This window comes from Micromonospora sp. NPDC048894 (genome assembly GCF_040649765.1).
In the GTDB taxonomy this organism is placed as follows: domain Bacteria; phylum Actinomycetota; class Actinomycetes; order Mycobacteriales; family Micromonosporaceae; genus Micromonospora; species Micromonospora antibiotica.
The window spans coordinates 127,680-147,765 of record NZ_JBEZFY010000001.1 but is presented as its reverse complement, the minus strand read 5'-3'; the positions used below and the strand labels follow the sequence as shown (position 1 = coordinate 147,765).

Annotated in this window: 19 protein-coding genes, 1 tRNA gene and 2 pseudogenes; 10 read left to right on the top strand and 12 right to left on the bottom strand. The window is 72.3% G+C overall.

Annotated features, from left to right (window positions below; all coding sequences use genetic code 11):
- Window positions 1-80: 80 nt before the first annotated feature.
- The 3 genes and pseudogenes from AB0C22_RS00695 to AB0C22_RS00685 form a co-directional block, all read left to right on the top strand.
- Window positions 81-989: pseudogene (locus AB0C22_RS00695) on the top strand (class E sortase); the annotation flags it as partial.
- Window positions 990-994: 5 nt separating this feature from the next.
- Window positions 995-1,273: a hypothetical protein gene (locus AB0C22_RS00690; protein WP_208565233.1), complete on the top strand. Its 279-nt coding sequence runs from the start codon at window positions 995-997 to the stop codon at window positions 1,271-1,273.
- A gap of 4 nt (window positions 1,274-1,277) precedes the next feature.
- Window positions 1,278-1,928 carry an aminodeoxychorismate/anthranilate synthase component II gene (locus AB0C22_RS00685; RefSeq protein ID WP_208565232.1) on the top strand — a complete coding sequence of 217 codons (651 nt, stop codon included), beginning with the start codon at window positions 1,278-1,280 and terminating at the stop codon, window positions 1,926-1,928.
- Window positions 1,929-2,046: 118 nt separating this feature from the next.
- Here the strand turns inward: AB0C22_RS00685 and pknB are convergent, their stop codons facing one another.
- The 7 genes from pknB to AB0C22_RS00650 form a co-directional block, all read right to left on the bottom strand.
- Complete coding sequence (gene pknB, locus AB0C22_RS00680; RefSeq protein WP_357532734.1) at window positions 2,047-3,855, bottom strand: Stk1 family PASTA domain-containing Ser/Thr kinase; 1,809 nt, start codon at window positions 3,853-3,855, stop codon at window positions 2,047-2,049.
- The gene (locus AB0C22_RS00675) at window positions 3,852-5,363 is read right to left on the bottom strand and encodes a serine/threonine-protein kinase (protein WP_219470500.1); all 1,512 of its coding nucleotides are present in this window, start codon (window positions 5,361-5,363) and stop codon (window positions 3,852-3,854) included. The genes pknB and AB0C22_RS00675 overlap by 4 nt, the downstream gene beginning before the upstream one ends.
- 1 nt (window position 5,364) lies before the next feature.
- Entirely contained in the window at window positions 5,365-6,870 is a 1,506-nt protein-coding gene (locus AB0C22_RS00670) for a penicillin-binding protein 2 (protein WP_219465448.1), read from the bottom strand.
- Window positions 6,867-8,294: an FtsW/RodA/SpoVE family cell cycle protein gene (locus AB0C22_RS00665; RefSeq protein ID WP_208565229.1), complete on the bottom strand. Its 1,428-nt coding sequence runs from the start codon at window positions 8,292-8,294 to the stop codon at window positions 6,867-6,869. The genes AB0C22_RS00670 and AB0C22_RS00665 overlap by 4 nt, the downstream gene beginning before the upstream one ends.
- 92 nt (window positions 8,295-8,386) lie before the next feature.
- Window positions 8,387-9,811 carry a PP2C family serine/threonine-protein phosphatase gene (locus tag AB0C22_RS00660; RefSeq protein WP_219465447.1) on the bottom strand — a complete coding sequence of 475 codons (1,425 nt, stop codon included), beginning with the start codon at window positions 9,809-9,811 and terminating at the stop codon, window positions 8,387-8,389.
- Window positions 9,808-10,296 carry an FHA domain-containing protein gene (locus AB0C22_RS00655; protein ID WP_208565227.1) on the bottom strand — a complete coding sequence of 163 codons (489 nt, stop codon included), beginning with the start codon at window positions 10,294-10,296 and terminating at the stop codon, window positions 9,808-9,810. The genes AB0C22_RS00660 and AB0C22_RS00655 overlap by 4 nt, the downstream gene beginning before the upstream one ends.
- 6 nt (window positions 10,297-10,302) lie before the next feature.
- Window positions 10,303-11,100 carry a DUF3662 and FHA domain-containing protein gene (locus AB0C22_RS00650; RefSeq protein WP_208565226.1) on the bottom strand — a complete coding sequence of 266 codons (798 nt, stop codon included), beginning with the start codon at window positions 11,098-11,100 and terminating at the stop codon, window positions 10,303-10,305.
- A gap of 228 nt (window positions 11,101-11,328) precedes the next feature.
- Between AB0C22_RS00650 and AB0C22_RS00645 the strand changes: the two genes are divergently transcribed.
- From AB0C22_RS00645 to AB0C22_RS00630, 4 genes are all read left to right on the top strand, one after another.
- Window positions 11,329-11,414 (top strand) — tRNA-Leu (locus AB0C22_RS00645).
- 112 nt (window positions 11,415-11,526) lie between these two features.
- A complete protein-coding gene (locus AB0C22_RS00640; protein ID WP_357532731.1) occupies window positions 11,527-12,600 on the top strand; it encodes an NAD-dependent epimerase/dehydratase family protein in 1,074 nt (357 codons plus the stop codon).
- Window positions 12,597-13,403 (top strand): WecB/TagA/CpsF family glycosyltransferase, encoded by an 807-nt coding sequence (locus AB0C22_RS00635; RefSeq protein WP_219465445.1) that lies wholly within the window; start codon window positions 12,597-12,599, stop codon window positions 13,401-13,403. Before AB0C22_RS00640 ends, AB0C22_RS00635 begins: the two co-directional genes overlap by 4 nt.
- Window positions 13,404-13,561: 158 nt before the next feature.
- Window positions 13,562-14,182 (top strand): hypothetical protein, encoded by a 621-nt coding sequence (locus tag AB0C22_RS00630; protein ID WP_255597800.1) that lies wholly within the window; start codon window positions 13,562-13,564, stop codon window positions 14,180-14,182.
- Here the strand turns inward: AB0C22_RS00630 and AB0C22_RS00625 are convergent.
- From AB0C22_RS00625 to AB0C22_RS00615, 3 genes are all read right to left on the bottom strand, one after another.
- On the bottom strand, window positions 14,150-14,545 hold the full coding sequence (locus AB0C22_RS00625) for a hypothetical protein (protein WP_219465444.1): 396 nt from the start codon (window positions 14,543-14,545) through the stop codon (window positions 14,150-14,152). The two genes, AB0C22_RS00630 and AB0C22_RS00625, sit on opposite strands and share 33 nt — an antisense overlap.
- Before the next feature lie 154 nt (window positions 14,546-14,699).
- Window positions 14,700-14,921 carry a DUF397 domain-containing protein gene (locus AB0C22_RS00620; protein WP_091253343.1) on the bottom strand — a complete coding sequence of 74 codons (222 nt, stop codon included), beginning with the start codon at window positions 14,919-14,921 and terminating at the stop codon, window positions 14,700-14,702.
- Window positions 14,891-15,772: a helix-turn-helix transcriptional regulator gene (locus AB0C22_RS00615; RefSeq protein WP_219465443.1), complete on the bottom strand. Its 882-nt coding sequence runs from the start codon at window positions 15,770-15,772 to the stop codon at window positions 14,891-14,893. The genes AB0C22_RS00620 and AB0C22_RS00615 overlap by 31 nt, the downstream gene beginning before the upstream one ends.
- Before the next feature lie 634 nt (window positions 15,773-16,406).
- Between AB0C22_RS00615 and AB0C22_RS00610 the strand changes: the two genes are divergently transcribed.
- The gene (locus AB0C22_RS00610) at window positions 16,407-16,691 is read left to right on the top strand and encodes a hypothetical protein (RefSeq protein ID WP_219465440.1); all 285 of its coding nucleotides are present in this window, start codon (window positions 16,407-16,409) and stop codon (window positions 16,689-16,691) included.
- Between the two features lie 101 nt (window positions 16,692-16,792).
- Window positions 16,793-17,356: a hypothetical protein gene (locus AB0C22_RS00605; protein ID WP_255597797.1), complete on the top strand. Its 564-nt coding sequence runs from the start codon at window positions 16,793-16,795 to the stop codon at window positions 17,354-17,356.
- A 78-nt stretch (window positions 17,357-17,434) separates the two neighbouring features.
- On the opposite strand, the gene AB0C22_RS00600 is transcribed toward AB0C22_RS00605, so the two are convergent.
- Window positions 17,435-18,169, bottom strand: coding sequence for a PASTA domain-containing protein (locus AB0C22_RS00600; RefSeq protein WP_219465439.1), 735 nt, complete (start codon window positions 18,167-18,169; stop codon window positions 17,435-17,437).
- Between the two features lie 142 nt (window positions 18,170-18,311).
- Complete coding sequence (locus tag AB0C22_RS00595) at window positions 18,312-18,992, bottom strand: PASTA domain-containing protein (protein WP_219465438.1); 681 nt, start codon at window positions 18,990-18,992, stop codon at window positions 18,312-18,314.
- A 112-nt stretch (window positions 18,993-19,104) separates the two neighbouring features.
- Between AB0C22_RS00595 and AB0C22_RS00590 the strand changes: the two are divergent.
- Window positions 19,105-19,986 (top strand): annotated as a pseudogene (locus AB0C22_RS00590) (hypothetical protein); the annotation flags it as partial.
- Between the last annotated feature and the right edge of the window lie 100 nt (window positions 19,987-20,086).

Sequence of the window (20,086 nt, the reverse complement as noted above, 5' to 3'; positions counted from 1 at the left end):
GCCCCGCCCCCGGCACGGGCCACGGTCGGGGCGTACCCGGGAACGGGCCGGTGGAGCGCGGCCGGCCGGGACCGGACCACCCGGCGGACCCGGCGGCCACGGCGCTGCTGCCGGTGGTGCCGGCCCGACCGAACAACCCGGCGCTGGACTCCACCGCCCTGATGGGGGCGGTGCCGCCCGCCCCCGAACACCCCGGCTCCGGCGAGCCCGCCCCGCCACCACCCCCGCCCCGGCGGGGTGAGCGGGTCGTGCAGCTGCGCCCGGAACAGACCGGGGAGGGCTACAAGAGCGTCTACTCGGAGCTGACCCGGCCCAGCTTCGGCTCACGGCTGCGCACCGGGGTACGGGTCAGCGGCGAAGTGCTGATCACCTTCGGACTGGTGGTGCTCCTGTTCGCCGGGTACGAGATCTGGGGCAAGTCCGCCCTCGTCGACGCCCACCAGAGCAAACTCAACAAGCAACTGGAACAGGCGTGGGGCCCGACCGGCGACCCGACGGTCAGCCCGAGCACCCCGGCCAAGCAGGTCGCCCCCGCCGAGGGCAAGCCCATCGCCGGGCTCTACATCCCCAGCCTCGACAAGAACTGGGTGGTCGTCGAGGGCGTCACCCAGGAGGACATCCGGTACGCCCCCGGCCACTACCCGAAGAGCGCGCTCCCCGGCGAGGTGGGCAACTTCTCCGTGGCCGGGCACCGCAACCGGGCCACCTTCTGGCGGCTGGACGAGCTGAAGACCGGAGACGCGATCCTGCTGGAGGGCAAGCAGGACTGGTACGTCTACAAGGTCTACCAGACCCGGATCGTCCGCCCCGACCAGGTAGAGGTCGTCGCTCCGGTGCCGGGCGAGCCGAACGCGAAGGCCACCCGCAAACTGCTCACCCTGACCACCTGCAACCCCAAATTCGACAACTACCAGCGGCTGATCGTCCACGCCGAGCTCGACCGCGCGCAGCCCAAGTCCGAGGGCCCACCGCCGGAACTGCGAGGCTGACCACGGTGTACTCGTTCATCTGGCGCAAGCTGCCCTTCGGGCTGCCCGGCAAGCTCATCGGATCGGTGCTGCTCGCCACCGCGACGGTGGCGCTGCTCTGGTATGTGATCTTCCCCTGGGCCGAGCCGCTGCTGCCCTTCGACGACGTCCAGGTGACCCAGGACTCCGGCAACCCGGGCGGCGACTCCGCCGTCGATCCCGACGCGCCGGCCGGCGACGGGCACGACCTGCCGTACGACACCGACCGCAACAACACCCCACCCGCCCCCTCTCCGGACCAGTGAGCCCATGCGTGTCCTCGTGATCGACAACTACGACTCCTTCGTGTTCAACCTCGTGCAGTACCTGGGCCAGCTCGGGGTGGAGTGCGAGGTCCGACGCAACGACGAGATCGACGTCGCCGAGGTCGGCCGGGTCGGCGCGGCGGGCGTCCTGCTCTCGCCGGGGCCGGGCAGCCCGGACCGCGCCGGCATCTGCCTCGACGTCATCCGCCGGTACGCCGGGGAGCTGCCGATCTTCGGCGTCTGCCTCGGCCACCAGGCGATCGGTGAGGCGTTCGGCGGGACCGTCACCCGGGCACCGGAGCTGCTGCACGGCAAGACCTCCGAGGTGCGGCACCACTCCGTCGGGGTGCTGGCCGGCCTGCCGGACCCGTTCACCGCCACCCGCTACCACTCGCTGGCGGTGCTCCCCGAGACGCTCCCCGACGAGCTGGAGGTCACCGGCTGGACGGAGTCCGGTGTGGTGATGGCGATGCGGCACCGGACCCTGCCGATCGAGGGGGTGCAGTTCCACCCGGAGTCGGTGCTCACCGAGGGCGGCCACCTGATGCTGGCGAACTGGGTCGCCGCCTGCGGTCACCCGGAGGCCCTGGAACGCGCCCCGGAGCTGGCCGCCGAGGTCGACGCCCGCCGCCGGGCCGCCTTCGCCACCAACTGACACGGCCGACGCCGCCCGAGCGCCGGGGCACGCGCCGACCGGTGCCGGTCGGTCACCGCCGGAAAGAGCCAGGCCCGGTCCAACCGGACCGGGCCTGAACGTCATCGCAGGGTACGGGTCACTGGTCCTCGACCCGGAACGGCGGGGTGGGCGGCAGCGGGAACCCGCCCCCGGTGCCGTCACCGGGCGGTGTGGTGGTCGGCACCGGCGTGGTCGGGGTCGGCGGGGTCGGCGGCTCGGTCACCTCCGGCACGCTCACCACGATGGTGACCGTGCTCCCCTTCGTCTTCTTGGTGCCGGCCTTCGGGTTCTGGCTCTGCACCTTGCCGGCCTCGTCCGCCGGCACCTCCGAGCCGAGTTCGGGGTTGGCCCTGAAACCGGCGTTCTCGATGGCCCGGATGGCTTCCGCCTGGCTGAGGTCCTTGACGTTCGGCACCTCACGGACGTTGCCCCGGGAGACGGTCAGGGTGACCTTGGTGCCCTCCGGCACCTTCTCCCCCTCGGGCGGGGACACGTCGAGGACGATGTCCTCGTTCTCCTCGCTGTCCTTGTCCACGACGGTGACGACGAACTTCGCGTCCTTCAGGCGAGCCTGCGCGCTGTCGACCTTGCTGCCCTTGAGGCCGGTCGGGATGCTGACCTCGGGCTTGCCGCCGCAGATGTTCACCGTCACCTGACGGTTCTCGGCCAGCGGGGTGCCGGCCGGCGGGTCCTGCCGGGCGACCGTACCCACCTTGCAGGTGCTGTCGAAGACCTGGTCACCGGTCGCCGGCACCAGGCCGGCGTTGCGGATCTCGGTGAAGGCGGCGTCCTGCGTCTTGCCCGCCAGGTTGGGCACCGGGCTCGTCTTGGTCTCGTCGCCGTTCATCAGCAGGGCCGCGACCAGGGCGATCACCGCCAGCACCCCGACCGCCGCGAACGCCGCGATCACCCAGGCGGAACTCTTGCGCCGCTGCGGGTCACCGACCCGGGCCGGGATGTGCCGGGTCTGCTGACCGACCATCTGCGTCGGGTAACCGGCCGCAGCCGCCGCCATCGGGGTGGTCTCGTCCTGGCTCATCACCGGGGTCGCCATCACCGGCCGGCCGGCGGCGGCACGGAGCAGGTCGGCCCGCATCTCACCGGCGCTCTGGTAGCGGTTGAGCGGGTTCTTGGACAGCGCCTTCAGCACGATCGCGTCGATCGCCGGGGTCACGTCCGGGTTGATGTCGCTGGGCGTCGGCGGGGCCTCCCGCACGTGCTGGTACGCCACGCTGACCGGGCTGTCGCCGACGAACGGCGGATGACCGCAGACCAGCTCGAACAGCACGCAGCCGGCGGCGTACACGTCGGAGCGGGCGTCGACGGCCTCGCCGCGCGCCTGCTCCGGGGAGAGGTACTGGGCCGTGCCGATCACCGCGCTGGTCTGGGTCATCGTGGTGGCACCGCTGGCCAGGGCACGGGCGATGCCGAAGTCCATCACCTTGACCTGACCGGTCTGGGTCAGCATCACGTTGCCGGGCTTGATGTCCCGGTGGATGATCCCGTGCCGGTGGCTGAACTCCAGGGCCGCGCACATGTCGGCGCAGATCTCCAACGCCCGGCGCGGCTGGAGCCGCCCCTCGACGCCGAGGACCTCCTTGAGGGTCCGCCCGTTCACGAACTCCATCACGATGAACGGAAGGGTCTCGCCGGTCGGGGCGGTCTCCTCGCCGGTGTCGTAGACGGCGACGATCGCCGGGTGGTTCAGCGAGGCGGCGTTCTGCGCCTCGCGGCGGAACCGCATCTGGAAGGTGGCGTCCCTGGCCAGGTCTGTCCGGAGCATCTTGATCGCGACGTCCCGACCGAGCCGGAGGTCCCGGCCGCGGTGCACCTCGGCCATGCCACCGTAACCGAGCAGCTCGCCGACCTGGTACCTGCCACCGAGCAGGCGGGCCTGGGCTGTCATCGCGTTCGTCGTCCTTCGCTCGTCGTCGTCTCGCCGGCACCCGGTTCGAGCCGTACCACCCGACGGTACGACGTCCCGGCCGGATCGTCGCGTCCGAAGGCACTCAGCGCGCCGGACGTCATCTGGGGCGCGCTGGGATCACCGGCGCTGGTCCGCTGTCGCGCCGCGTAGGCGAGCACCCCGGAACAGACCAGCACCAGTACCGCCAGCAGAATCGCCAGGGTCACCATGCCGGACCGGGAACGCTGTGGCGGGGCCGGGGGTGGGAGCGGCTGCCGGGCGTACCCCATGGGTCGGTCGACACGCAGCGGGGCCGACGGGACTGCCGCCGCGCCCCGGGGCTGCTGCGGATAGGGCCGGGTCATCGGGGTGGCCTGGACCGGCGGGCGCTGCTGCGCCACCGGTGGCTGCGGGTGCCGGGCGGCTACCGGCGGCCTGGCCTGACCGCTGACGGGTGGCCGGGACTGCCCACCGACCGGCGGACGGGCCTGCCCGCTGACCGGCGGACGGTGCTGGTGGGCCAGCGCCGCCGGCTGCTGCCGGGGTACGGCGGGCACCTGGGCCCGGGCCATCGGGCCGGCGGGGGAGGCCGGCGCCGCCCCGGAGACCGGGCCACCCGAGACCGGACCACCGGACACCGGACCACCGGACACCGGGCCGGGATGTCCGCCCCCCGCTCGGGCCTGCTGGGAGAGGACCTGCTTGGCCTGCCGGGCAACGGCGGCCAGGGCGGCGGCGCTCGGCCAGCGGTGGCCGGGCTCCTTGGCCATGGCCCGCTCCACGATCGCCTTGACCTGCGGCGGGATGTCCCCGGGCAGGGCCCGGGGAGTGTCCCGGACGTGCCGCATGGCGATTTCGAGGGGGTTGTCGCCTTCGAAGGGTCGCCGACCGGCCAGGCACTGGTAGGCCACGACACCGAGGGCGTACACGTCGGAGGCGGGGGTGGCCACCGCGCCGGTGGCCTGCTCGGGGGAGATGTACGAGGCGGTGCCGAGCACCGATCCGGCGGCGGTGAGCTGACCGACCAGCTCGGACCGGGCGATGCCGAAGTCGGTCAGCACCAGCGTCCCGTTGGGCCGGACGAGCAGGTTGCCCGGCTTGACGTCCCGGTGCACGATGCCCTTCTCGTGGGCGGCGTGCAACGCGTCGGCGGCCTGGGCGAGCAGCGCCATCGTCCGGGCCGGGGTGAGCCGGCCGACCCGGCTGAGCGTCGCCGACAGGGCGTCGCCCTCGACGTACTCCATCACCAGGAAGGCGATCTCCTGGTCGCTGCCGAAGTCGTAGACGTCGACCACGCCGGGGTGGTTGATGGTGGCCATGGTGCGCGCCTCGCCCCGGAACCGTTCGGCGAAGCCGGGCTCGTCGAGCAGCGCCGGGAGCAGGCTCTTCACCGCGACCGTACGGCCCAGCACCTGGTCGGTGCCGCGCCACACGTCGCCCATGCCGCCGCTGGCGATCCGCTCGTCGAGACGGTAACGGTTGCCGAGCTGCACCCCGGGGCTGAGCATGTCAGCGGCCCCCCGCATCGGCGATGGCCGCCTGCATGATCTTGCCGCCGATCCGGGCCGCCTCGGCGCTGCCGCCGCTGCCGGCCTGCTCCAGCTCCACGCAGACCGCGGAGACGGCGTTGCCGTTCTTGTCCAGCGCGAAGCCGATGAACCAGCCGTGGTCGGGCCGGTCCGGGGCGGACTGGGCGGTGCCGGTCTTGCCGCCGACGGTGTAGCCGTCGATGTCCGCCGAGCTGCCGGTGCCGTTCTTGACCACGCTGACCATCATGTCCCGCAGGTCGTCGGCGACCTGACCGCTGACCGGCTGGCGCAGCTCCCGGGGCTGGGCGTTGTAGTAGCTGGTGGTGCGGTCCGGCCCGAGGAGCTGCTTGACCAGGTAGGGACGCATCTGCCGGCCCTTGTTGGCGACCGAACCGGCGATCAGCGCCCCCTGGAGCGGGGTCATCCGGACGTTGTTCTGGCCGATCGAGGACTGCGCCAGCGCGGCGGGGTCGGTGCCGCCGTCGGGGTTCTGCATGTCGCCGGTCCGGCTGGCCGCCACCGGCAGGCCCCCCTCGCCGAGCTGCCCGACGGTGAGGTCGTCCTGCTCGAAGCCGAACTGCCGGGCCTTCTCCTTCACCGTGTCCGCGCCGAGCTTCACGCCGAGCTGGGCGAAGCCGGTGTTGCACGACTCGGTGACCGCGTCCATCAGGGTGACCTGCGCCTCCGGGCAGATCGACGGGGCGGCGTTGCGGATCGGCGTGCCCGAGGTCGGCGGGGTCCAGCTGGGACCGGCCGGGATCTCGGTGTCCTTGCCGACCCCGTTCTCCAGGGCGGCGGCGGCTATCACGATCTTGAAGGTGGAGCCGGGCGGCAGCACCTCCGACAGCGCCCGGTTCTTCAGCGGGCCGTCCGGGTCCTGCTCGTACTTGTTGTAGGCCGCGGAGGCCACGTTGGTGTCGTGGTCGACCAGCGGGTTCGGGTCGAAGCTGGGCATCGAGACCAGCGCCTGCACCGCACCGGTACGCGGGTCGATGGCGATGGCCGCGCCCTTCTTCACCCCGTTGCGGTTGTTGCGCAACTGTTCGTAGGCGGTGTCCTGGGCCCGCTTCGAGATGCTCAGCAGCACGTTGCCGCCGCCGCTCTCGTCGCCGGTGAACATGTCCTTGATCCGGTTGCCGAGCAGGGCGTCGCTGGTGCCGGCGAGGAAGTCGTTCTCCAGCCGTTCGATGCCGGTGTCACCCAGGTTGACCGGCTTGTAGCCGAGCACGTGGGCGTACTTCGTCCCCGCCGGGTAGCTGCGCTGGAACTTCAGCTTGCCGCCGGTCTCCTTGCTGGTGGCCACGGCGGTGCCGCCGGCCTCGATGTTGCCCCGCCGGCGCTCGTACTCGGCCACCTGGACCCGGCCGTTGTAGTCGCTGTTGCGGTATTCGTCCGCCTTGTAGGCCTGGATCCAGTTCAGGTTGGCGAAGAGCAGACCGAACAGGACCATGACGACGACGCCGACGCGGCGCAGGGGCGCGTTCACGGGCGGATCACCTCCGTGGGAGCACCGTGCAGCTGTTCCGGCGGGCCGCCACCCGGCCGGGCCGCCGGGCCGCCACCCTGGGCCACCGGCCGCCGGGCGGCGTCGGAGATACGCAGCAGCACCGCGATGAGCAGCCAGTTCGCCATCAGCGACGAGCCACCTGCGGACAGGAACGGGGTGGTCTGACCGGTCAGCGGAATGAGCTTGCTGATCCCGCCGACGATCACGAAGACCTGGAGCCCCAGGGTGAAGGCGAGACCACCGGCGACCAGCTTGCCGAACGAGTCCCGCACCGCCAGCCCGGCCCGCAGCCCCCGCTCGACGACGAGCAGGTAGACCACCAGCAGCGCGGTCAACCCGAACAGGCCGATCTCCTCACCGATGCCGGCGAAGATGAAGTCGTTCTGCACCTCGGGGATCTCCAGCGGCTCCCCGGCACCCGGCCCGGACCCGAACAGGCCACCGCTGCCCAGGCCGAGCAGCCCCTGCACCAGCTGGTAACCCCGGTCGTACGGCTCGGCGAACGGGTCGAGCCAGATCTCCGCGCGGGTGTAGAAGTTGGCGAACGGCCCACCCACAGTGCCACCGAGCACGTACGCGAGGTAGGCGCCGCCGAAGAAGAGGACGAGACCGATCAGCAGCCAACTGACCCGTTCGGTGGCGATGTAGAGCGTCACCACGAACATGCCGAAGTAGAGCAGCGACGTGCCGAGGTCCTTCTCGAAGACCAGGACCAGCAGGCTGATCAGCCAGACCCCGACCACCGGGCCGAGATCCCGGCCACGCGGGAAGTCGATGCCGAGGACGCGGCGGCTGGCCAGCGACAGCACCTCACGCTTGCGGACCAGGTAGTAGGCGAAGAAGACAAGCAGTGCGAGCTTGGCGAACTCACCGGGCTGGATGCTGAACCCACCGACCCGGATCCACAGCTTCGCGCCGTTGATCTCGGAGAACCGGCCGGGCAGCACCGCCGGGATCATCACCAGCACGATGCCGGCCAACCCCAGCGTGTACGCGTACCGGGAGACCGCCCGGTGGTCGCGCATCACCACCAGCAGCCCGGCGGCCAGGATCACCGCGGCCAGCGTCCAGGCCAGCTGGCGGCCACCGGTGCCGGCGAAGATGGCCAGCGTCTCCCGGTCGGCGGGAGCGGCCTTGCCCAGGTCGAGGCGACGCAGGAAGCCCACCCCGATGCCGTTGAGCAGGGCCACCGCCGGTAGCAGGGCAGGATCGGCGAACGGTGCCAACCACCTGATCACCAGGTGCATACCGAAGAAGACCAGCCCCAGCGCGGCGGCCGGCATCCAGAAGTCGCGGGTGACGGTGTCGAGCAGGTTCGCCTCGACGATCGCCCCGTACGCGGCCACCAGCACCATCGCCAGCGCCAGCAGGGACAGTTCGGCGTTACGCCGGGACCGCGCCATACGTACGCCGGGCCGCTCGCCCGTCGTGGCGGGCGAGACTACCGGCTGGGCCGCTGCGGTCAAGAAGGTGTCCCTCGGATCTCAGCCGGCGGTCACTCGGGCGACCGGCAGCCCGCCGGGTCTCCGGCCGGCGGAACCGCGTCGGAGGCCGAGGCGTCGGGTGTGGTGGGCGGCGTGGGGGTGCCGGTGACGATCGGCACGCCGGTCGCGCCGGGGCTGGTCGCCCCGGGGCTCGGCGGCACCGTTGAGTTCGCCGGCACCGGGGAGCCGGTGACGAGGGAGGGAACCGGCGGGCAGACCGGCTTCAGGTTCGGGTTGCCCGGGTCCTCGCTGGTCAGCTCGGCCAACCGGCGCAGCGCGTCCGGCCGGCTCTTGGCCTGGATGCCCTGCTTGACCTGCTCCTGGGCGGCCAGGGTCAGGTCGTCGAGCTTGGCCTGGCTGGTCGAGTTCACGCTGGACAGGTCGAGGCCGGCGACCTGGCCGGGGACCCCCCGGAAGACCGCGAGCTGCCCGTTGTCGGTCGCCCCGACGTAATACTGCCGCTGGGTGTAGCTCCAGCCGGCGAAGAGGCCACCACCGAGGATGACCAGCAGGGCCGCCAGCATCGCCACGGTACGCAGCGGCCGGCGGGGGCGCTCCGGGTCGTCGTCCCGGTTGGCGGCGGGTTCCTCCGGGGCGGGCGGTCGCGGGGCGGCCAGCGCCGACGCGCGGGCCGCCGGGGTGGAGTCGTCGGCCGCGGTGGCCATCCCCCGGTCCCGGGCGGCGGCCCCGCCGACGATCGGGCTCGCCTCGACGATGTCCTGGTCGGTGGCGTCCGCGATGATCACGGTGATGTTGTCCGGGCCGCCGCCGCGCAGGGCCAGCTGCACCAGCCGCTCGACGCACTGCTGCGGGTCGGTGTACTCCCGGAGGCTGTCGCCGATGGTCTCCGCGCTCACCACACCGGAGAGGCCGTCGCTGCAGATCAGGTAGCGGTCCCCGGGCAGCACCTGCCGGACGCTGTATTCCGGGTCGATGTCCCGGCCGTCGAGGGCGCGGGTGAGCAGCGAGCGCTGGGGGTGGCTGCTCGCCTCCTCCGCGCTGATCCGTCCCTCGTCGACGAGCATCTGGACGTAGGTGTCGTCCTTGGTGATCTGGGCGAACTCGCCGTTGCGCAGGAGGTAGGCACGCGAGTCGCCGATGTGGACCATGCCGAGCTTGCTGCCCGAGAAGAGGGTCGCGGTGAGCGTGGTGCCCATCCCCTCCAGCTGCGGGTTGGCGTCCACGGTGTCGCGGAGCTGCTGGTTGGCGGTGCCCACGGCCGATCGCAGCGCGTCGACGAGCGCGTCCCCCGGGACGTCCTCGTCGAGCGGCGCCATGGCACCGATGACGATGTTGCTGGCGACGTCACCGGCGGCCATGCCGCCCATGCCGTCGGCGACGGCGAGGAGCCGCGGCCCGGCGTAGACGGAGTCCTGGTTTCCGTCTCGGATCAGACCGCGGTCGCTGTGGGCCGCATAGCGCAGGGTCAGAGTCATGGCCGTAATTCGAGAGAGGTGCGGCCGATACGGATCGGCACGCCGAGGGGGACGGGGGTTGGTCCGGTGACCTTAGCGCGATCGAGGTACGTGCCGTTAGTCGAGCCGAGATCCTCGACGAACCACTGACCGTCCCGGGGCACCAGCCGGGCGTGCCGGGCGGAGGCGTAGTCGTCGGTGATGACGAGGGTGGAGTCCTCGGCCCGACCGATGGTGATCTGCGCTTCGCCGAGGGTGATCCGGGTGCCGGCGAGCTGGCCGGCGGTGACCACCAACTGGTGGGCCGCCCGGCCCCGCTTCGCCTTCGCCGGTTTCGCCGCCTGCTGCTGGGTCGAGGCGCCGACCCCCCGCGGCGCGGCCACCAGCCGGCCCGACCGGGCACCGGCGAACAGATCCCGACGGATGACACCCACCACCGTGAACACGAAGATCCACAGCAGGATGAGGAACCCGAACCGGGCGACGGTGATGACGAGTTCCGGCAAGGCGGGTCAGCCGTCCACGCGGAAGGTCAGCGTCGTGGTGCCGAGCTGGATCATGTCGCCCGGGTTGAGGGCGACCGCCGAGACCCGCTGGCCGTTGACCATGGTCCCGTTGGTGGACCCGAGGTCGGTCAGCACCACCTGGCCGCCGTCGAAGTCCAGCCGGGCGTGCCGTCGGGAGATCCCGACGTCGGGCAGGCGCAGGTTGGCCTGGTCGCCCCGGCCGATCACGGTCGAGCCCATCTGCAACGGATAGGTGCGGCCGTCGCCCGAGACCAGCCGGACGTTGCGCGCGCCGCCACCGCCGTGGCCGGGCGGCGGGCCGTAGCCGCCGCCCTGGTCGTACGCCGGGTAGGCCGGCGGGCCGGGGTCGTAGCCGCCCGGGGAGGACACCGGGGCGACCTCGCCGCCGGTGTAGACCTCAGCGGTGACCCGGAACATGCCGGTGTCCAGCCCCTCGCCCCGCTCGACCTCGACGATCACGTCGCCGTAGACCGTCCACGCCTGCTCACCGATGAACTCCGCCTGAGACTGGGCCAGCTCCTGGGCCAACGCAGCGGCGTACGGCGCCAACCGACTGTGGTCGTACGGGGAGAGATCGATCACGTAGCGGTTGGGCACCAGGGTGCGGCCACCAGCGAGGATGGCCTTGTGCGCCTCGGCCTCCCGCTGCATGGCGTTGAGGATCTCCACGGGGTGGACCACCCCTTTGAAGACCTTGGCGAAGGCCCCTTCGACCAGGCCTTCCAGACGCTTCTCGAAGCGTTGCAGCACGCTCACCGGCTCCTCCTCGGGTCCCGAGGACATGATGGTATCTGGACGGCGCGCGCGCAGCTCGCGCGCCGCTCGGCCACCGCGCGGCGGCCCGTTCGGAGCGGCCCCCAGGCCCGTGCTACTCTTTCGTCCGCCACGAAGGGTGACCGCTCGCAGGAACGGTAACCGGTCGAGGCGAGACCGCAGGACCGGGTAGCATGTTGCCGGCCCGCCGGAGACGGCGGAGTCGACGCGCACTACCGCGTTCGACGGTCGTGCCACGGGGATGTGGCGGAATGGCAGACGCGCACGGTTCAGGTCCGTGTGTCCGAAAGGACGTGGGGGTTCAACTCCCCCCATCCCCACCACCAGACGAGGGCTCCGCAGTCGCGGGGCCCTCACTTCGTATCGGGGCGTACCGGACGTCAGGCTATGCTCCGGTGGTTTTTCCAGCCTCCTACCTTTGACCAGGGGTGTCGTGTGAGTGTCGCGTTGGTGACCGGGTCGGGCGGTCTGATCGGTTCCGAGGCGGTCCGGCACTTCGCCGGGCTCGGTCTGGACGTGGTCGGCATCGACAACGACATGCGGCAGGAGTTCTTCGGCGCCGAGGCCTCGACCGCGTGGAACGTCCGGCGGCTGACCGACGAGCTGGGGTCGGCGTACGCGCACCACAGCATCGACATCCGCGACCGGGACACCCTCGGCAAGCTCTTCGCCCGGTACGGCCGGGACATCGCCGTGGTGATCCACACCGCCGCCCAGCCGTCGCACGACTGGGCGGTACGGGACCCGTTCACCGACTTCGACGTCAACGCCGGTGGCACCCTCAACGTCCTACAGAACGTGCGGGAGCACTGCATCGAGGCGCCGGTGATCCACTGCTCGACCAACAAGGTCTACGGGGACCGCCCCAACAGCCTGCCGCTGGTGGAGCAGGAGACCCGCTGGGAGATCGAGTCGGGCCACCCGTACGAGCAGGGCATCCGCGAGGACATGTCGATCGACGCCTGCCTGCACTCGGTCTTCGGGGCCTCCAAGGTCGCCGCGGACGTGATGGTGCAGGAGTACGGCCGCTACTTCGACATGCGCACGGCCTGCTTCCGGGGTGGCACGCTGACCGGCCCGGCGCACTCCGCGACCGAGCTGCACGGCTTCCTCGGGTACGTGATGCGGGCCAACATGGAGCGCCGCACCTACAAGATCTTCGGCTATCAGGGCAAGCAGGTGCGCGACGCCATCCACAGCTCCGACGTGGTGTCGGCGTTCGAGGCGTTCTTCCGGGCGCCCCGCTCGGCGGCGGTCTACAACCTCGGTGGCGGCCGGCACTCCAACACCTCCAACCGGGAGGCGTTCGCCCTGGCCGAGCAGATCACCGGCCAGGAGATGATCACCGAGTACGTCGATGCGAACCGGATCGGCGACCACAAGTGGTGGATCGGCTCGAACGAGGCGTTCCAGGCCGACTACCCGGGCTGGAAGCAGGTCTACGACGTACCCATGATCATGCGGGAGATCTACCAGGCCAACGTCGACAAGTGGGTGCCGGGAGCATGACCGCACAGGGCAAGCGCAACGTCCTCGGCGTCCTGGTCGACGCCACCGACTACGCCTCGGCCACCGAGCAGGTCGTCGCGGCGGCCCGGGACCGCCGGCCGTTGGCGCTGACCGCGCTGGCCGTGCACGGGGTGATGACCGGGGTGCTCGACCCGGCGCACAACGCCCGGCTCAACTCCTTCGACGTGGTCACCCCGGACGGCCAGCCGGTGCGCTGGGCGCTCAACCTGCTGCACCACGCCGGCCTGGCCGACCGGGTCTACGGCCCGACGCTGACCCTGCACGTGCTGCGCCGCTTCGCCGACGAGGGCCTGCCGGTCTACCTGTACGGCTCGACCGAGGAGACCCTGGCGAAGCTGATCCCGGCGCTGGAGCGGATGTTCCCGGCCCTCAAGATCGCCGGGGTGGAGCCGTCGAAGTTCCGCGCGGTGCAGCCCGGCGAGGACGTCGAGATCGCCGACCGGATCCGGGCCAGCGGTGCCCGGTTGGTCCTGGTCGGCCTGGGCTGCCCCCGCCAGGAGGTCTTCACGTACGCGATGCGGCCCCTGCTGGACATGCCGCTGATGGCCGTCGGCGCGGCCTTCGACTACCACGCCGGCCTGCTCCGGCAGCCGCCGCCGTGGATGCAGCGGGCCGGCCTGGAGTGGTTCTGGCGGCTCGGCCTGGAGCCGAAGCGGCTCTGGCGGCGGTACGTCATCCTCAACCCCGCCTACCTGACCCGCCTCGCCGGCCAGAAGACCGGCCTGTGGAAGGCCCGTCCGCCGGCCCCGGCCACCGAGCGGCCGGCCACCTTCGCGGTCTGATCCGTCCACTGCGGACGACCGGCCGGTACGACGACCCGGTCGGTTCCGTGCCGCTGGGCCGACCGGCCGGGACACGGCCACCCCTACGGGATGCTCCGGGGTGGGAACAGGGGCTCGTCCCGGATTCGCCGCCCGCCGTTGTGGGCAAGGCTGTGTCCATGGATGGGCATCTCATCGTGTTGCTGTCGATCGCCGCCGTCTGGCTCGCCGCCGGCGTCGTGGCGGACGGCCTCCCCCGGCTGGATCGGGCCCGCGCGCTGCGACGGCGTACCGGATGGCTGCTCGCCCTCTCCGTGGCCGGGCTCGCACTGACCGCGACGGTGCTGGTCGCCGGCACGGTCAGCGGTGGGGACACCCCGGTCGACCGGGCCGCCGGGCAGCTCCCACTGGTGGCGGTGCCGGCGCTCGCGGTGGCGGTCTGCACGGTGCGCCGGGTCCGCCGGTTGCGGGCGGGCGCGGGCGCGTTCGCCGCCGCGCCGGAGACGCCCGCGCCGTACGGTCTGCGGGCCGCCGCCGGGCACCCGCTGGTCGGTCTACCGGTGCAGGTGACCGCGCTGGCCACCGTGCCGGGGCTGCTCACCGCCGCCGGGCTGGACCTGGGTGCCGGCAACGGGGTCACCGGGGTCGCGCTCACCTTCGGCGGGTTGGCCGTCCTCGCCATCGGGGTACGCCACGGCCTGCGGCACAACCGGCTCACGGAGCGGACGCTGCCGGGCACCGGACCCGCGCTGGTCGGCCTGCCCGCCTCACCGGCTGCGGCCGGCTCCCTGCACGTATAGCAGTTCCAAGATCGCCCGGGTCGCCTCGAACCACCGGTCCAGCCAGCCGGGCGGCGGTACGCTCCCCTTGGGCGGCAACTCCAGCAGCAGGCCACGCAGCAGCGGGTGGTCGATCATCGACTCGGGTGCCGTCGTTTCCCAGGTGTCCCTGGGAAACGACGGCTCGGCGAGCGGGTTCGGGTCGAGCGACGTCATCGGTGGCCCGGCCTGCTCGGGTGCGAGGACACCGTCGTCATCGAAGTCGGTGTCGCCGGCGCCCACCTCGGTGAGCATCGTGTCGCGGCGGGCGCTGCGGTACTTGCCGCCGAAGCGCTCGACCCGGCCCGGGCCGTGGGTGAGGTTTTCTGAACCGATCGTCGTCATGTGCTCTCGCCTGCCTCGCTTGGTTGCCGCCGCGTGTGGCGGGTCATCGACCAGCGCCGTACCGAGGGGTTCAACGATGCGGGGGCGCAAGTGGCGACGGGCCGGCCGGGGAGTGTCCCCCGACCGACCCGCGGTCAACGCCACGCTGCGTTGGTCAGTGTTGGCCGAACGCGCCGTTCCGAGCGTCGGCGACGAAGGCGTTCCATTCCCCGGGGGCGAATACGAGGGCGGGACCTGTCTTGTCCTTCGAGTCCCGCACCCCGACCGCCCCGATCACGTAAGCTACCTCGACGCAGTTGTCACAGTTCGGCCCACTTTTTGAGCTCTTGAACCAGGTCGCCTGCGTCAGGTCCTCGGGGAACCTCTTGGTCGCCATTTCCACAACGGCTCCTCTGCCAGTTCTGCGATGTGTGCGATGGACTCCTCCGGTCGCCTGGCCGCTGCCTGAATCTGATCGAAGATGAAGTTGTACTTCTGTAGCTCGTCGCTCTTCTCCAGGAAGAGCCCACCCGTGGCGTTCTCCGCGTACACGACATCCGGATCAACCGAGTCGGGGAAACCGAGAATCGTGAAGGTCCCGTCCATGCCGGCGTGCGCTCCCACCTCGAAGGGCAGGATCTGCAGCGTCACGTTCGGCAGTTCGGCCACCTCCACCAGCCGTCTGAGCTGACCACGCATCACCGCGTCGCCGCCCACCGGCCGACTCAACACCGCCTCATCGAGCACCACCCACAGATCGACCGGATCGTCCTGGGTCAACAACGACTGACGGCCCAATCGGACACGCACCCGTTGTTGCACCTGATCGGGAGAGATGTCCGGACGGGCCGCCTGGATCATCGCACTGGCGTACTCCTCGGTCTCCAGCAGACCGGGCACGACCTGCTGTTCGTACGCCCGGATGGAACCGGCCGCCGCCTCCAGGCCGACGTACGCCCCGACGAGCACCGTGCTGTAGGGGTGCCACCAGCCCTTCTGCCGCGCCTCGCGGGCGATCTGCACCAGCTCTTCGCTCTCCGCGCCCACCACCCCGTAGATGCGGAGCATGTCCCGGACGTCACGCGGGGTCGCCGAGGTGTGACCGGTCTCGATCCGGGAGACCTTGGAGGCGGAGCACTCCAACTGCTCGGCGACCGCCTCTATGGTGATCCCGGCACCGTCGCGCAGCCGGCGCAGCTCGGCCCCGAGCCGGCGACGCCGGATGGTCGGGCTCCGCCGTTCGCTCATCGGGGCGCCCCGGGTCCTGTTGACGGGGAAAGCTGGTGCCTCGGGCCCACCCGGTTACCTCCGGTCGATCGCGCCCGCGTCCATTACCGCCAAGGGCGCGACCGTGGGCGGCGGGCATCGTTCGCGGCAGGGGTGGAGCCCGGTCGCCGACCGGCCGCGGCGGGCGGAACCGGCGTCCAGTGTGCCGCCCCGGAGTCGGCGTGATCAAGCGCCCGGTTCACGTGTCGCACTCACGTATCGGCAAAAGTCGACGTGCAACTTGCATCTAGCACGACGCTGATGCAGTCTGTCCGTATGGTTCGAGTAACTCACCGCTTTCGACCGATCTCACCGAGTGATCATTGCCGGGGGAGCGGACGGGCCGGCGGGCGCCCCGGACCAGTTGTGTCATCGAGGCCTGCCTCGGGTTGATGACCCCACCGCTGCACGCCCGGAGGCTGCGGCGGTGGGAGCGGTAACACCCGTGAGCAGCCGGGTGATGGTCGGGTGGCGATCCACCACCAGCGGGTACGGCCCGACCAGCACCACATCGAGCACCGGCCCGCGAGGCACAACCCCGTCGCCGGACCCGCACCTCGTCCCCGTTCCGCACCGGCCGGCCCGCGACGCCGGCCATACCCTCCCAGGAGCCCATGTGCTTCCCCGCTCCGGTGACGTTCTGCACGTGACGCGTGCCGCCAGCGTGCAGTTCCTCAGGCCGATCACCTTCCGGGTGATCCGGGTGCTCGACTGGCCGACGTACGACGGTTGGCTCTGGCTTGACGGCTACCAGCTGAACGCGTCGGGAGACGCCGTCAGCCGCCGGTCGATCTTCGTCCAGCAGGCCGGACTGACCCAGCTCCGGGCGGCGACCGTGCCCCGTCAGCACCCCGCCCGTTCGCGCCGGCCGGTCAACCGCGCACCGATCGCGGTGGGCTGACTCCCCGATTACCAGGTCGGAGGGCGTACCGCCGCCATAGACTCGGTACGCCCACCCCGGCGAACGTCTCCACCCCGCGCGTTCCGGCCCCTGAACCTGGGATGGCCATGGTCAATCTGCCCGCCGCGCGGCGGCACCACAGGTCCCGTATCCGATACGCCTTCGGACTGCTCGCCCTGATCGGCGCGGTCATCACCGTCGCGGTGGTGACCCACTACCCGGCCACATCGGCCACCCGGCTCGCCGAGCCGGTACCGGCGCCCGAGATCACCGTGGTCGGGCAGGGCGACCTCCCGGCCGGCGACCCCGCCGCGCCCACCGACCCCGGCTCCGCCGCACCGGCCGACGCAGGTTCGGGAGCACCGGCCGACGCCGCCGCCCGCGAACCGGCCGCCCCTGGCCCTGACGGACCGGCCGACGCCGCCCCCCGCGAACCGGGCGACCCTGGCCACGGCGGACCGGCCGACGCCGCCGCCGGACCGATGGCCGACCCGAACGGCGCGCAGTCGGGGGTGGGCGGCGGCACGTCCACGCTCACCGAGCCCCGACGTCCCTCGGACGACCCGCAGACCGTCGCCCAGTCGCTCTTCTACTCCGGTCTGCTCGGGCTGGCCATCTCCCTGGCCGGTCTGGGTCTGGTGGGCACCCGACGCCGGATGTGGTGAGCCCCCGACGGGCCCGGTAGGCCCCAGACGGCAGGGTGGCGCGGCGACGGACTTCGACCCGGGCCGGCGGCGGAACCGTCACCCGGTGGGGCTGGCCGTCGGCGTGGCGGTGCCGGCCCCGGTCGGCGACGCCGTCGGCTCGGCGGCCACCACCAGGGTCACCTCGTCCCCCGGCGACACCAGTTCACCCTGCCCCGGGTCGGTGGACAGGACGGTGCCGGCCGGCCGGTCCGACTCCCGCGTCTGCACCCGGGAGGACAGGCCGAGTCGACCCAGCAGGTTCTCCGCGGTCTCCTGGGAGAGCCCGACCAGGGGTGGCACCGCGATGGCGGCGGGGCCGGTCGTCGGCGGGGTGGTCGGCGGAGTCGTCGGCGCTGCGGTGGTCGGCGCGCTCGTCGTCGGGGCACGGGTCGGGGCGGTCGTGGTCGGGGCGGTCGGCGGTGGGGTCGGTGTCTCGTCCGACGGGGAATCCACCGCCCGCAGGGCCAGCCAGATCCCTGCTCCGACGAGCCCGAGCAGCAGCAACCCGAGGACGCCCAGCAGGATCGGCGTCCACCAGCGCCGGCCGCGCTGATCCTCGCCGTACCACTCGGCCGGCTCCCGGGGCTCGTCCGGACGCGGCGGTGGCACCCCGGCCCGCCCGGACCACACCGGCGAACCGGCCGGCCCGCCACCGACCGGCGGCAACGGACGGGTCGCGTCCACCGGCTCCTGCCGGGCGGTGGCGTCGGGCGGCCCACCGGCCCCCGGTCGTGCCGGTGGCAGCGGGCGGGTCGCGTCGTCGGCGGGTGGCTCCTGGCGGTCGTCGCTCATCGCACGTCCTCTCGCCACCTGGCGGGCGGTAGGCCCCGGACCCGGGGTCGGTGTCCCCGGCCGGCCAGACGGTCGTGGCCCTCGGCCCCCAACGTAACGGTCGGAGGCACCATCCACCGGGATGGACGCGACGACCCGCCCCCTACCCCGTCGGCGTCGCCTCGGCCGTCGGCGTCGGACCGTCACCGCAGGAGATCGCCACCGCGTCGTTCCAGTGCGCGGTCGCGTCGGCCGCCGGCACCTGGGCGGTGACCTCGCCCCGGTTCCCGGTCGGATACCGGGGGAACAGGCCGACGTCACCCAGCTCGTCGGCCGCGTCCGAACAGTCCTCGCCGACCAGGTCCGGCACCTCGACCTCGGGGGCCGGCCCGCTGACCTCGACCCGCACCGTGGTGCCCGGCCGGACCGAGGTGTCCTGGGCGGGCACGGTACGGACCACCGTCCGCCCGGAGCCGGTGCCGAAGACCAGCCGCCAGCCGAGCTTGCGGTCGTGCAGTTCGTCGCGCGCCTTCTCGAAATCGAGACCGACCAGCCGGGGCACGGTCAGGCCACCCTTGGTCGCGGCGGGCGGCGGCGGGGGCGTCGTGGCCCGCGCGGTGGTCGGCGGGGCGGTGGTCGGCGCGGCGGACGGGCTCACCGGTCCGGGGCCCGCCGCCGCCGGGGTGGCCCCCGTGTCGGGGGTACCGGGGTCGGCCAGCACCCACCCGACGGTGCCACCGACGGCGGCCAGCAGCACCGTCGCCAGGGTGCCGCCGAGCAGCAGCCTGCCCCGGCCGGGCCGGTCGCGTTCCGCAGTGTCCTGTTCGGTGTACTCGTCGTCCATGCCGCTCCCGCCTCGTCCCCGAGACGGTACCGGCCGCTGCCCACCGGTCACCGGCCGTGCTCCGCCGCTCGTCCGACTCGCCGCCCCGACCAGGGGACGCTACAGTCCCGGCATGGCGGGACGGAGCTGGGGAGGATCGGTGCTCACGGCGGTGGGCGTCGCCGCCGGCGTGGGTGCCGCGCAACTGGGCTTCGGCTACGGCCTGGGCATCATCAACTGGGCACCGGTCGACGTCGGGGCCACCGAGCCGTCCTGGTTCGCCAGTCTCGCCTGGGCGACCTGGATCGCCGCCGTCTCCACCGTCGGCGGGGCGGTCTGCGCCCAGCGGCTGCACGAACGCGGTACGGACGTCGAGACCGGCGGTGCCCTGCACCGGGTCACCCTCGCGGTGGCGGGCGCGGTCGGCGCGTTGATCACCGTGCTGCTGGTCGCGGTGCCGTCCCGGGCCGCCTCCGTGCCGGACACCTTCTCGCCGCAGACCGTCGCGGCCGGATACGCCGGGGTCGGCGTACTCATCGGGCTGGTGGTGGCGGTGTGGACGCTGCACTCCCGGGCCGCGGCGACGAACGTGACCGCCACCGTCGGCTGGCTCTGGTTGCTGGCCGTGGTCTCCGTCGTCGACGGGGTGCTCGCCGGACGGGGGCTGACCAGCGCCCAACTCGGCATCTGGCAGATCGCCCAGGACAGCCCCCGCTTCTGGTTGCGGGACCACCTCTACTGGCCAGGAGCGTTGCTCGCCCTCGGCTCGGCGCTGCTGATCGGCGCGTTGGCCGCCCGGCGGGCCGCCCGTAGGGCGGAGCTGCGACTCGGTGCGGTGGTCTCCGGTGCCGCCGGCCCGCTGCTCGTCGCCGTCGCCTACTTCCTCGCCGTCCCCCGGCTGGCCACGATCTCGCCGGCCCAGGTCTCGGCCCACCTCGTCGCGCCGTACGCGGTCATCGTCGGGGCGGCCGGGTCGGTGCTGGTGGCCTCGCTCGCCCAGCGGGCCGAGCGGCGTGCCGCCGCGCGGACGGCATCCGTACCGCACCCCCGCACCGGCGAGCTGGACGACCGGCCGGCCGACACCCATCCGGTCCCACCGTCCGATTCGGACACCC

What these genes read in the sequence shown, in the direction of transcription:
- AB0C22_RS00635 (WP_219465445.1), top strand. Translation starts at nt 12,597, where the DNA reads ATGACCGCACAGGGCAAGCGCAACGTCCTCGGCGTCCTGGTCGACGCC.
- AB0C22_RS00685 (WP_208565232.1), top strand. Translation starts at nt 1,278, where the DNA reads ATGCGTGTCCTCGTGATCGACAACTACGACTCCTTCGTGTTCAACCTC.
- AB0C22_RS00600 (WP_219465439.1), bottom strand. Translation starts at nt 18,169, where the DNA reads ATGAGCGACGACCGCCAGGAGCCACCCGCCGACGACGCGACCCGCCCG.
- AB0C22_RS00595 (WP_219465438.1), bottom strand. Translation starts at nt 18,992, where the DNA reads ATGGACGACGAGTACACCGAACAGGACACTGCGGAACGCGACCGGCCC.
- AB0C22_RS00675 (WP_219470500.1), bottom strand. Translation starts at nt 5,363, where the DNA reads ATGCTCAGCCCCGGGGTGCAGCTCGGCAACCGTTACCGTCTCGACGAG.
- AB0C22_RS00660 (WP_219465447.1), bottom strand. Translation starts at nt 9,811, where the DNA reads ATGACTCTGACCCTGCGCTATGCGGCCCACAGCGACCGCGGTCTGATC.
- AB0C22_RS00665 (WP_208565229.1), bottom strand. Translation starts at nt 8,294, where the DNA reads ATGGCGCGGTCCCGGCGTAACGCCGAACTGTCCCTGCTGGCGCTGGCG.
- AB0C22_RS00625 (WP_219465444.1), bottom strand. Translation starts at nt 14,545, where the DNA reads ATGACGACGATCGGTTCAGAAAACCTCACCCACGGCCCGGGCCGGGTC.
- AB0C22_RS00630 (WP_255597800.1), top strand. Translation starts at nt 13,562, where the DNA reads ATGGATGGGCATCTCATCGTGTTGCTGTCGATCGCCGCCGTCTGGCTC.
- pknB (WP_357532734.1), bottom strand. Translation starts at nt 3,855, where the DNA reads ATGACAGCCCAGGCCCGCCTGCTCGGTGGCAGGTACCAGGTCGGCGAG.
- AB0C22_RS00615 (WP_219465443.1), bottom strand. Translation starts at nt 15,772, where the DNA reads ATGAGCGAACGGCGGAGCCCGACCATCCGGCGTCGCCGGCTCGGGGCC.
- AB0C22_RS00605 (WP_255597797.1), top strand. Translation starts at nt 16,793, where the DNA reads ATGGCCATGGTCAATCTGCCCGCCGCGCGGCGGCACCACAGGTCCCGT.
- AB0C22_RS00650 (WP_208565226.1), bottom strand. Translation starts at nt 11,100, where the DNA reads ATGTCCTCGGGACCCGAGGAGGAGCCGGTGAGCGTGCTGCAACGCTTC.
- AB0C22_RS00620 (WP_091253343.1), bottom strand. Translation starts at nt 14,921, where the DNA reads ATGGCGACCAAGAGGTTCCCCGAGGACCTGACGCAGGCGACCTGGTTC.